The sequence below is a fragment of the Alteromonas sp. KUL17 genome, from assembly GCF_006538305.1.
GTDB classification, from domain to species: Bacteria; Pseudomonadota; Gammaproteobacteria; order Enterobacterales; family Alteromonadaceae; genus Alteromonas; species Alteromonas macleodii.
Window position 1 is genome coordinate 1 of sequence record NZ_BJKJ01000013.1, and the last position, 12,061, is coordinate 12,061.

General features: G+C 46.0%; 9 protein-coding genes and 1 tRNA gene. 6 read left to right on the top strand and 4 right to left on the bottom strand.

Annotation, left to right across the window (positions count from 1 at the left end):
• Positions 1-175: 175 nt before the first annotated feature.
• The 3 genes from KUL49_RS12385 to mutY all read right to left on the bottom strand — a co-directional run bounded on the left by KUL49_RS12385 (position 176) and on the right by mutY (position 1,802).
• A tRNA-Phe gene (locus tag KUL49_RS12385) sits at positions 176-251 on the bottom strand.
• A gap of 151 nt (positions 252-402) precedes the next feature.
• Positions 403-675, bottom strand: coding sequence for an oxidative damage protection protein (locus tag KUL49_RS12390; RefSeq protein WP_014947929.1), 273 nt, complete (start codon positions 673-675; stop codon positions 403-405).
• A gap of 59 nt (positions 676-734) precedes the next feature.
• Positions 735-1,802 (bottom strand): A/G-specific adenine glycosylase, encoded by a 1,068-nt coding sequence (gene mutY, locus KUL49_RS12395; RefSeq protein ID WP_110288991.1) that lies wholly within the window; start codon positions 1,800-1,802, stop codon positions 735-737.
• 113 nt (positions 1,803-1,915) lie between these two features.
• Here mutY and KUL49_RS12400 point away from each other — a divergent pair, with 113 nt between their 5' ends.
• The 6 genes from KUL49_RS12400 to arcA all read left to right on the top strand — a co-directional run bounded on the left by KUL49_RS12400 (position 1,916) and on the right by arcA (position 8,703).
• Positions 1,916-2,620 (top strand): alpha/beta fold hydrolase, encoded by a 705-nt coding sequence (locus tag KUL49_RS12400; protein ID WP_131137472.1) that lies wholly within the window; start codon positions 1,916-1,918, stop codon positions 2,618-2,620.
• Positions 2,621-2,711: 91 nt separating this feature from the next.
• The gene (trmB, locus tag KUL49_RS12405; protein WP_131137473.1) at positions 2,712-3,431 is read left to right on the top strand and encodes a tRNA (guanosine(46)-N7)-methyltransferase TrmB; all 720 of its coding nucleotides are present in this window, start codon (positions 2,712-2,714) and stop codon (positions 3,429-3,431) included.
• On the top strand, positions 3,431-4,513 hold the full coding sequence (locus KUL49_RS12410; RefSeq protein WP_061439106.1) for a methyltransferase: 1,083 nt from the start codon (positions 3,431-3,433) through the stop codon (positions 4,511-4,513). The genes trmB and KUL49_RS12410 overlap by 1 nt, the downstream gene beginning before the upstream one ends.
• A gap of 149 nt (positions 4,514-4,662) precedes the next feature.
• Complete coding sequence (gene glgA, locus KUL49_RS12415; RefSeq protein WP_131137474.1) at positions 4,663-6,087, top strand: glycogen synthase GlgA; 1,425 nt, start codon at positions 4,663-4,665, stop codon at positions 6,085-6,087.
• Between the two features lie 107 nt (positions 6,088-6,194).
• A complete protein-coding gene (locus KUL49_RS12420) occupies positions 6,195-7,841 on the top strand; it encodes a sensor histidine kinase (RefSeq protein WP_039236941.1) in 1,647 nt (548 codons plus the stop codon).
• Between the two features lie 154 nt (positions 7,842-7,995).
• Entirely contained in the window at positions 7,996-8,703 is a 708-nt protein-coding gene (gene arcA, locus KUL49_RS12425; protein ID WP_014947922.1) for a two-component system response regulator ArcA, read from the top strand.
• Between the two features lie 157 nt (positions 8,704-8,860).
• Here arcA and KUL49_RS12430 read toward each other — a convergent pair whose 3' ends face one another.
• Positions 8,861-11,980: a beta-galactosidase gene (locus tag KUL49_RS12430; protein WP_131137475.1), complete on the bottom strand. Its 3,120-nt coding sequence runs from the start codon at positions 11,978-11,980 to the stop codon at positions 8,861-8,863.
• Positions 11,981-12,061: the final 81 nt, after the last annotated feature.

Here is a 12,061-nt window from a genome sequence, read left to right on the forward strand (position 1 = left end):
AACCGCCGAGATCAAAAAAGCCCCGCATTTTCATGCAGGGCTTTCTGAATAATGGTGCCTCGACCCGGGATTGCAACGCGCGGCGCAGCCGCAGGGGCACGTTAGCGTGTGCCTGTGTTTTTCAACCGCCGAGATCAAAAAAGCCCCGCATTTTCATGCAGGGCTCTCTGAATAATGGTGCCTCGACCCGGGATCGAACCAGGGACACGCGGATTTTCAATCCGCTGCTCTACCAACTGAGCTATCGAGGCTGAAACTTGTTAGCGTTCTAGGCGTTTACTGCCTGTCCTGCTGTGGGTGCGTATTAAACGGTTTTCGCCTTCACAAGTCAACCGTTTTTCTCGCTTTTTTTGCGCTTTTATTACTGTTTGCGCATTGTTTGCTCAAAAAACGCTTTTTTGCTTATTTTTCAGGCGGAACGTAGCCTTCAATCGTAGGCTCTACGTCGTCAAACAAGTACGCCGACATTTTTTCTTCTAAAAACTTACGGGCATTCGGCTCCATCATATTCAACTTGTGTTCGTTAATTAGCATGGTTTGCTTTTTCTGCCATTCGGCCCATGCTTCTTTAGAAATGTTGTCGAAAATACGCTTACCCAGCTCCCCCGGGTAAAGTTGGAAATCTAAGCCGTCAGCTTCTTTTTGAAGCTTGCGACAAAATACCGTTCTTGCCATGTTATTTCCTTTCGTTCGCTATCTGCTTAGCAAAAAATATTGCGTTGGGCTTAGAACGCCTAACGCATTAACTGCTGAATAATCTTGGTTGTAGGTGCCGCCAAACCAACTTCAATAGGCTCGTTCAACGAAAACCAACGAAATGCCGTTTCGGCTACGCGCTTTGATGGAGCAGAGTTTACCACGGCCACCACCGGGGTGATATCTAAATGAAAATGGCTAAAGGTATGACGGAACCCTTCAAGCGTTCGGGTTTCGTCGACACTGATACCTCGCTTGGCCAACTGCTCAATCCCCTCTTCTATTGAAGACACCTCAATAAAACCATATAGGCCACCCCACAGCCCTGTTGAGGGACGCTGCTCTAAATACACTTGGCTGTTAAACTGTGCCACCATCATATAGGTGGATTTCTCCGGTAGCGCCTTTTTCGGCTTCTTACCCGGGTAGTCGGCTTGCGCGCCTTGGGCGTAGGCAATACAGTCGGCTTGAAGCGGGCACTCATCACACTTTGGCTTGCTTCGCGTACAGATCATCGCGCCCAAGTCCATCATCACCTGCGTATAGTTGGCACAACGTCCGCCTTCTGAATTAGTGGGCGTGTTTTTCTCGGCCACTTCCCAAAGCTGATTCTCTACTTTTTTCTGTCCCGGCCACCCGCCGATTGCATAGTATCGGGCCAACACACGCTTCACATTGCCATCTAATATAGGAAAGCGCATATTGCGAGATAGCGAAAGTATCGCCCCAGCGGTAGATCGCCCTATGCCGGGCAAATCCATGACTTCTTCTAGACTATAGGGAAACTCGCCGTTGTACTTTTCTACCAGCGTATTCGCAGCTTTGTGAAGATTTCTTGCTCTTGCGTAGTAGCCAAGCCCAGTCCAATGATGAAGCACGTCGTCTTGAGAAGCCTTAGCCAAGTCGTGCACGGTAGGAAAGGACGCCATAAAGCGTTTAAAGTAGGGAATTACCGTGGTGACTTGAGTTTGCTGCAGCATTATTTCCGACACCCACACCTTATATGGCGTAACGTCTTGTTGCCAAGGCAAATGCTTTCGCCCGTGTTTATCAAACCATGCGAGTGCTCGCTCTGCAAAGCTACCTGTATATTGTTGTTCTGTCATAATCGTCTGTATGGGCAGTTACTACCACTTGGTCGTTTTCTACTTAGCGACCATTCATTAAAAAGCGCGCTATGGTAGCATGTAACTAGCCAGTTTATTGTTAAGGAGCACACGTGTCTGTGCAGCACCCTGTTTTATTTTTTCCCGGTACGCTCTGTGACGAGCGCGTATTTCTACCGCTTTGGCGCGAACTAAATATTGCACAACGTCGTTTTGTACCGCTTCAATGGGCAGCATCGCTAGAAGAAATGCTGGCATTAAGTGAAGATCGTATTCTTGATAACGAAAAAGTGCACCTTGTGGGTTATTCGATGGGCGGGTTTATAGCGGCATTAGTAGCACAGCGCAATCCTGCCAATATTGCTTCGATAACCTTAATCGGTTACAACCCAGAAGGGTTACCAAAAGAAGAAATTGCAAAGCGCAAGCAGCTTACTACTATGCTTAAGCAAGGTAACTTTAAGCCCGACAACGACGCTTATCTTTCGCGATTTATCCACCCTTCCCGCTTAGCGGATGAAAACGTGGCTGGCGTTGTAAAATCGATGGCGCAGGATTTAGGTAAAACAACGTTACTCAACCACACGCTAGCAACCACACCACGAGAAAGTACCGTTAAAGCGCTCGCAAAGATCAATGCGCCAGTAACGTTTATCACTGCCCAGCAAGACGCCATTGCACCAGCAGAAACAATTAAGCAGCTAAAAAATGTACTACCCAAAGCGATGTTCCACACCATCAGTGACGCCGGGCATATGGTAGTACTTGAGAAAACTGACGCCGTAGCGTCTATTATAGCGAAACAAATTGGCGTATAAAATTACAGCATTTTTGCCACGATAGCGTTGCATAAGCCGTGGGTAAGTGGATAATGCGCCACCATAAAATTGGGTAAGAAAGGCATTGCAAATGAGGCAATTCAAAAGTCAGGCGGAAGCAGAAGCCGCTGGAGTATACGTAAGCAAGGTAAAAAGCTTCGTGAAACGCGAAGGTAGACTTACTAAAGCACAAGAAAAAGCGCTAGAAGATCACTGGCCAACCAAGGGCATTGACTACGCTGAAGCACCGTTATCGTTGTCAGAAATTTTTGGCCGAAGTGCGCCTGTTGTTGTAGAAATTGGCTTCGGTATGGGCAAGTCATTGGTTGAAATGGCCGCAAACGCACCTGAGAAAGACTTTATCGGCATTGAAGTTCACCGTCCAGGCGTTGGCGCATGCTTAGCTGAAGCAAGCGAACAAGGCGTCGAGAACTTGCGTGTAATGGACCATGATGCAGTAGAAGTGCTTAAGAATATGATCCCAGACGGTTCGTTGTCTCGCCTACAACTATTCTTCCCAGACCCTTGGCACAAGAAGCGTCACCACAAACGCCGTATTGTTCAGCCTGAATTTGTTGAGCTGGTTCGCACCAAATTAGCTATTGGCGGTTGTTTTCATATGGCGACGGATTGGGAGCAATATGCTGAGCACATGTTAGACGTTATGATCAATGCCGACGGTTACACCAATACTGCAGCTGACGGCGACTATGTACCTCGTCCAGACTACCGCCCAATTACCAAGTTTGAAACCCGTGGCCAAAAACTAGGTCATGGCGTTTGGGATCTAATTTTCGAGCGTACTAAGTAATGATTTTATCTCCTCAAAGCCAACTGTTAGAACGTAATATCGCGCTTTTCGAAGAAGGTCAGTGGGCATTTATCAACCCTTCTGATGCGTATTTTCTGGACGGTCTTAAATCGCAAGAAGTCACGGTAATTCACCAATATTTCGATATTTTTTCAGAGTGCGTAAGAGTCGTACCCTCGGTATCGTTTGATAGCCGAGATATTACGCGCACAGGTTTTGAGGTGACGCAAAAAGTCGGAAATCATACTCATATATTTACGCCTTTCGTTGCACTAGAGAAATCTCACACTGACGTGATGATTTTCTTACCCAAAGCAAAAACCCATTTTCAGATGCTATTGCGAATGGCAGCCAGCATGGTGGGCCAAAATGGTCGTATTCACGTGGTGGGTGAAAATAAGGGCGGTATAAAAAGTGCTGCTAAGTTGATGGACCAATACGGCCCAACCCAAAAGGTTGATTCTGCTCGCCACTGCAGTCTTATTACCGTTTTAGTTGAAGAGCCACACCTTGCCTTTGAACCGGATGCATGGCTTGATATGAACACGTATCATGTTGAGGGCACGGCTTGGCAAGTGGCCTCTATGCCTGGCGTATTCAGCTACAAGGAACTGGATGCGGGAACTGAGCTTTTACTAGAAAAACTCTCAACATCATTGAGTGGTGAAATTCTGGATTTCGCATGCGGCGCTGGCGTGATTGCCAGTTATATAATGCTTAAGTATCCGCATTTGAAGCTTCATCTTACTGATGTTAGCGCACTTGCAGTTTACTGTAGTGCACTCACCCTAGCAGACAACGGATTATCAGCAACACTCTATGCTGCAGATGGATTGCACGGTTTTACCCAAAAAGTACAGCATATTGTCACCAACCCGCCATTTCATACTGGCATTAAAACTGACTACACCATCACTAAGCGCTTTATTTCTGACGCTAAAGCAAGCTTAAGTCGTGGCGGCACTATGCAGATGGTGGCAAACCGATTCTTACCCTACCCAGGTTTACTCGCTGAGCACTTCCAAACGGTCTATACCACAGCACAAACGTCGCAATTTTCTGTTTATCAAGCGGCTTTGTAATTAAAAAAACCATTAGCTTGTGCTAATTTAGCTTTTCTACCTGTTGCTCATGCCATTGCGTACTCCACGCAATGGCATACGGCGCTTTTTCCGTACACTATATTTAAGCATTACAAGTGCACTGCACGTTACGCTCTGGGGGATCACCTGTGAATATTGTATTTGCTATTTCAGAAGTTGAAGAATTGGTAAAAACCGGCGGCCTTGCAGACGTTGGAAAAGCACTCCCACTCGCGCTTGATACCTTGGGCGAAAGCATCACCATTGTTATGCCTTATTACCAAGTACTGGCTGAACAGTTGAACCTACCAATTGTAACCGAGCAACAAACCCTGTTTACTGAAGGTCAGGTGTACCATTTTGATATTCGCTACATGCAATGGCACGGTATTCCTATTTACTTTGTAGACTCGCCTGAATACTTTATGCGTGAAGGGCTGTACGCCAACGCGTTTGAGGCCTATGAAGACAATGGTGAGCGCTTTAGCTTTTTCAGTGGCGCCGTACTCCAAACGCTAAAAGCTATCGATAAAAAGCCTGACATTATTCACTGTCACGACTGGCATGCGGCCATGCTGCCGTTTTTACTTACCCACGACAAATCTGGGTATTTTGACGGTACTAAAACCATATTCACTATTCATAACGCGGCTTTTCAAGGCGTGCATAAGCTTGAGAGCATTCCCTTTCTTCGCCATCATCCAAACATTCTGGCGCAAGTGCACGGCGGTTACATCAATATGCTGCAGAGCGGGATTGAGTTTGCCACGAAAGTGACAACCGTAAGCCCTAACTATGCAAGCGAGTTACTCACTGACCTGGGTAGTCATGGCCTGCACGAGCGGCTTGTAAATCGTCAAGCCGACTTAAGCGGTATTCTTAACGGATGTGACTACACGCAGTGGAACCCCGAGACAGATACATTCCTACCTGAGAATTACAGTGTAGAGAATCTTCATCCAAAGACCGCATGTAAACGTGCATTACAGGAGAAGTCGGGATTACCTGAGAATGGCAACGTACCGCTTATTGGAATGGTGTGCCGGCTGACTGAACAAAAAGGCTTTGGCTACATACTGCCCATTTTGGACGATTTAATTAAGCACAATGTTCAAATGGTATTTGTGGGCACGGGCGACCCTAAAGTGTGTATGGACCTTGGCGAATTCGCTCAACAACACCCTGACCAATTCGCGTTTATAAATGGGTTTAGTTCCGAACATGCCCATTTGGTAGAAGCCGGCGCTGATTTCTTCCTAATGCCTTCTCAGTTTGAGCCGTGCGGATTGAACCAGATGTACAGCTTAGCTTATGGAACCATCCCCATCGTACGTTCGGTAGGCGGACTCAAAGACACGGTTATCGATTACAGCAACGATAGCGAAGGCACGGGTTTTGTGTTTGATGATCCTACGCCATATGCACTGCTATCTTGCATTCGTCGAGCTCTGCTGGCGTTCTACGAAGATGCCGGAAAATTCAGGGCGATGCAGCAACGTGGAATGCGAACGCGATTCACATGGGAAGCAGCGGCGAAGAATTACCAGCAACTATACGTTTCAACCCTCAACTAAAGGGCTTTGCGTACATTAATTATTGTTTATGGGCGTCTTCCTTTTTGCGCATTTTTGCGCCACTATGAATATATGGAAGACGCGAATGGACAATACGCAAAACGGATATGACGGATAAAGTAGTCAAGCTTACGATTAAAAGCCTTTTCATTTGGGTGGTAATGTCAATTACTACGTTTTCGCTTGCAGTGTTATCCAGTCTTGCCGTCTACACGCAAATTAAAACCTACCGTCATGAACTTGAGTCTAACGCACTCATGTTAGCCAAGTTGGTCGCAAGCAGTTCAGCTATGTATCTTTATGACGAAACGCCAGAGCGCATTGAACTTGCCCTAAGCAACCTTGCTGCCGCCGACCATGTTTTAAATGCCCACGTTTACAAAGCGCAAAGCGGTAACCTAGAGCCCCAGATTTTCGCCTCTTATAACAAGGAAGGCCAGTTATTGTTAGGAGGCAAGGAAAATCAACTGGCGTCCATGTTTATGACACCTCAATTGGCCGACAATGGTCAATACCTTGAATTAAGTGCAAAAGTCTTCGACACTGAGACGAACATTCAGTTGGGCTGGATATATTTACGAATTTCCTCAGAGAATTTTAACCAGCTTGTTGGAAAGTCGATTTGGCTTAATTTGGCAGTAGCCTTGGCGCTATTGGCTATTAGCTTTTACTTTGCAGTGCGTATGCAGCGCATTGTAACTGGCCCCGTTGAGGACATTGCCAACTTCTTGCAGCGTACTTCACGACAACGTGATTATTCAGCCCGTGCCAGCGGCTCCACCATTAGAGAACTCGATATCTTGGCTGACGCCGTGAATGTGATGCTGTTTCGCATGCAAGAGTACATGCAAAAGCAACGACAGGCGGAGGAGCAACATAGAAAGCTCAATGCCAGCCTAGAAGATATGGTAAGTCACCGAACCACCGCCCTTAAGGATGCAAACCAGGAACTTATTCAAACGTTAGAAAAGCTACATCAGTTCCAGCGTCAAATTGTACAGAATGAAAAGATGGCCTCGCTCGGTGATATGGTTGCGGGCGTTGCGCACGAGGTAAATACTCCGATAGGTTTAGGCGTTACTGCGTCGACAATGATGTTAGACAGGTTAGCGGTTATTCAAAAAGACTTTGAAAATAAAACGCTGAAAGCCAGTGCAATGAAACGCTTTTTGGATGAAAGTAACGAAAACCTCAACATTATTTACCGCAATTTGAACAGAGCTGCCGAACTTATTAGCAGTTTTAAGCAGGTTGCTGTAGATCAAACCTCAGAATCTAGCCGAAGTTTTTGCGTTGTACAGCTAGTTAATGAGATACTATTGTCATTGCAGCCTCGACTCAAAAAATTAAAACACAACATCAACGTAGATTGCGACCCTACCCTTAGCGTTGAAACGAAGGCTGGCCCAATAAATCAAATCTTGATTAATTTAATCATGAATTCGGTTATTCATGGGTTTGAAACCATGGATGAAGGCACTATTGATATTCGTGCCGAAATGGTGAGTAGCAATAAGCTCAAGCTTGTTTATACCGATAACGGAAAAGGCATTTCCCCAGAAATTCGTAAACGGATATTTGACCCCTTTGTCACCACGAAGCGTGGGCAAGGTGGTTCCGGATTGGGAATGCACTTGGTATACAACTTAGTAACGCAAGCCCTTAATGGTTCAATATCGATTACCAGTGAGGAAGGCAACGGCGTAGAATTTGTAATTATCTTCCCCGTTGTTAATGCGAAAACGTCAGAATAGTTGTATAAAGTATGAACTTTTCTTGATTTTTATTGGCTAACCCCAATACCTTAACAGTAAGAATATTCACAAGTTGCTTGCAATCAAGTACATGAATATTAAAATTTAACCAGTTAGTTGCTTAAATCGTATTTTAGAAAGAGTGTAGAACACCATGCAGACGCCAAATGTGTTAATTGTTGAAGATGAGGTGGTAACCCGTACCACGCTTAAGAGTTTATTTGAAGCGGAAGGGTATAATGTGTTTGAGGCCGAGAACGGTGATCAAATGCATGATTTCTTCGAGAATCACGCTATCAATTTGGTTATCATGGACATTAACCTACCGGGTAAAAATGGCCTTATCTTGGCACGTGAAGTACGTGACCGTAAAAACGTTGGGCTTATCTTCCTAACGGGTCGTGATAACGACGTTGACCGTATTCTAGGTCTTGAAATTGGCGCAGACGATTATCTGACTAAGCCATTCAACCCTCGTGAATTGACTATTCGCGCGCGCAACTTACTGTCTCGTACTACAAACTCTTCAGAAGACGACGATTTACCAAGCCGTGTAAGCTTCAACGGTTGGACGCTTGACGGTGATAGCCGTTCACTGATTTCGCCTAGCGGGAAAGAGTTCCGTCTACCACGCAGTGAATTCCGCGCTCTTCACCTTTTCCTAAGCAATCCAGGTAAGATCCTTACCCGTGAGCAGCTAATTATGGAAATGACGGGGCGTGAACTTCGTCCGAATGACCGTACGGTTGACGTAACGATTCGTCGTATTCGTAAGCACTTCGAATCAGATCCTTCAGATGAAGAATTGATTGTAACCATTCACGGTGAAGGTTACCGTTTCTGCGGTCAGGTTGACGGCTAAGACGTTGTCTGAACGAGTTTTGAATTAATGAAAAGCCGCTACTGTGTAGCGGCTTTTTTATATGTAGACACTTTATCCCAATGACGGCATAGCTATGCTATGCCGCGAATTGTCATTTGAGATATCGAGTGCTAAATGATCGACTTCACACTGAGGATTAGCTGTCAGTAGCGCTAAAGCAAACTGAGTAGCGGTATTGCTTCTCTTCCAACAAGAATGCTTTATGTGTACTTGGGCTCCATGAATCATCGCCGCCTACGCCCATGTGAGCATGATCAATGTACACAAACACACAATCTTGAGGTGTTAAATCACAGGTGTGTTTTGCCTCGTCTAGCTGGGATTGACCATATTCGCTCACGTTAAAATAGAACTGTCCTTTTGCTTTCAGGCCGCTAACTTCAAGTTGTGTACAGCCACAGCGCAAGCCGTTGTCCGTTGGGAATATGTAGCACGTTTGCATCTCTTCTATAGGTAAGGTGTAGCGACCATAACGCGCTGCCGCTTTTCTGTCAGGATAGTTCTCAAATGGCCCTAGTCCTTGCCAGGTAATCGACGTTGGCTTATTGGCCACAGGTACCGCCGTTTGCATACCAATACGCGGCATAGGCGGTAAACCATCATCCAAAAGCACTTCAACGTCTACCGATAGCTTGGCCTGTACATTTATGGTGTAAACCCACTTTGTTGCCGCTACCAGCTTTTCTGAATGGTGATAATCAAATAACAATGTTATACGCACGTCTTGCGCGCCCTGCTCAACGTTTACGCCCGTGCAAGTGCGTGTCCACTTGCCAATTCCAGCACGACGCCAGCGTGACTCCCACGCATTTGGGTCTGGATTATCAACTTCGCTTACCCCAATGTCGTTATCTAGTGGCGCTCTGAAGAAGTTATCTTCTAGCGGCGCGCTAAGTGTTTCCTCCGCGCCTTGAAGCCACGAGGTTAATAGCCCGCTCTCACTATTAAAGCTAAATACGTTATTTTGCGCATGTACCAGCAACATCCCATCCTGAGCTTCAATTGATAGCTCACTAGTGCCGCTTGTTGTTTCGTTATCATTAAGAGAAAACGATACTATTCCACGCTTGTTGACTAGCGCTAACTGGGCGGTGTCCATAACATGCCCTGCTTTAGCCCACGGGCAATCATTCGCCAGCACCACATCAATATTTAAGTGGTAGTCAGCGCCTGCTTTAAACGTAATATCTGGGCTAAGACTGAGCGTTTGTGCTTGTTGTGGCGCTATGTCGATTTCGCATTCGCCCTTCGCCTCAGCAATCGGTTGTCCATTTTCTAGCACTTGCCAACGTAACAACTCGTTGTCTGTGCATCTAAATAAGTAATCGCTGCTTACTGTAAGCTCAAACTTGTTGTCTTTCTCAACCAACGAAAAGCCTAAGTGCTGCTGACAATATTTAGCTTCTAATAAGTGCGGATGTGGCGTTCTGTCTGGAAATAACAGACCGTTTATACAGAATTGTCTGTCGTTTTCAGTATCGCCGAAGTCTCCGCCGTAAGCCCAGTATGCTTCGCCGCTATTAGTGTGCTTTACTAACCCTTGATCAACCCAGTCCCAAATAAAGCCACCTTGAAGGCGAGGATAAGCCTTAAACGCTTTCCAGTATTCATCAAAGCTACCCAAGCTATTACCCATAGCATGCGCATATTCGCATAGAATAACGGGGCGGTTTTCCCCCGGCATCGACAACCATTTTTTAATGGCCCACTTAGGCACTGCATCGTCTTTAATGTCGGTATCAACCCGTGCGTACATTGGCGCAATAATGTCGGTAGCCCAAGTATCAGCGCCGCCGCCTTCGTACTGTACAGGGCGCGATGGGTCAAATGACTTTGCCCAGCCATACATTGCATCGTGGGTAGGGCCGTGACCAGACTCATTCCCTAACGACCAAATAATGATGCTGGGGTGGTTTTTGTCTCGCTCGACCATTTGCGTAAAGCGCGCCATGTAGGCGCCGGCCCAGAGCGGGTCGCGAGAAAGCCTTCCCATTGGGAACATACCGTGGGTTTCGATGTTAGCTTCATCCACCACATAAAGCCCGTATTCGTCACAAAGCTCATACCAACGAGGGTGATTTGGATAATGAGCGGTACGTACGGCATTGAAATTGTTTTGCTTTAACAACTTAATGTCTTCAAGCATGTCATCTTCATTAATGGCATGCCCTTTCGTTTGATGGTGTTCGTGACGGTTAACCCCACGAATTAGCACGGCTTTACCATTTACCAGTAACTGGCCGTTTTTCATTTCAATGTTTCTAAAGCCAACGTTATAGGCCTCAACATCAACGGCATTGCCATGATCATCAATAAGCGAGACTACGATGCGGTACAGATTCGGTGTTTCAGCAGTCCAGTGTTTAGGTTCATTCACATGAAGCGTTTGAAAAACTACATCATCCCAACCGCCCTTTTCATCAATACGCTTATTGTTAGTGCCGGTAATGACTTGCTCGGTAACAGCGTTATCGCCATCAAAAAGCTGGATACCCACTTTGTAAGTAGAAGGCGCATTGATGGCGGTACGTACGGTTACTACTGCGTCGCGATAGCATGCGTCAAGGCTTGGCGTAACAAACACATCCTGAATGTGATGCTGAGGTTTGGTGACAAGATTTACGTCGCGGAAGATACCGCTAAGCCACCACATGTCCTGATCTTCTAAGTAGCTGCCGTCTGACCATCGGATAACCATTACCGCTAGTCGGTTTTCACCTTCGACCAAGTAGCCAGACAAATCGAATTCAGCCGGTAGTCGACTGTCTTGGGAATAGCCTACGTACTCGCCGTTGCACCACAAGTGAAACGCGCTATTTACCCCTTCAAAGACGATATGATTGCGCTGTTTTAACTCATCCTTGGTAACGTTGAACGTTGTTCGGTAGCAACCCGTTGGATTCTCGCTAGGAACCACAGGAGGGTTCACCGCGAAGGGATATTTCACGTTACAGTAAATCGGTTTGTCGTGACCTTGCAGCTGCCAATTAGAAGGTACCGCAATAGGCTGCCAATTAGCAGATTCATCATCACTTAATGTTTTAGAAAGCAGGCTTTCAAGTACGTTTGCTGGAGCTTCAAATAAACGGAAATCCCACTGACCGTTTAAACTACGCTTTTGCGCATTGGTATTGTGCAATGCGTCTTTTAGCGTTTTATATCCGTGATGTGGACTGTGGGCATTGATGCGATTCCTCTGAAATACAACCGGGTTTTGCCAATCGTTTTGAGCCACTACTTGCGCAACATTAAGCATGTCATATCCTTTACTTTTTCGTTAAGCGCAATATAGCTAACTTTCATTAAATCCTTTATGCTCTAATCTTTCATATATTTA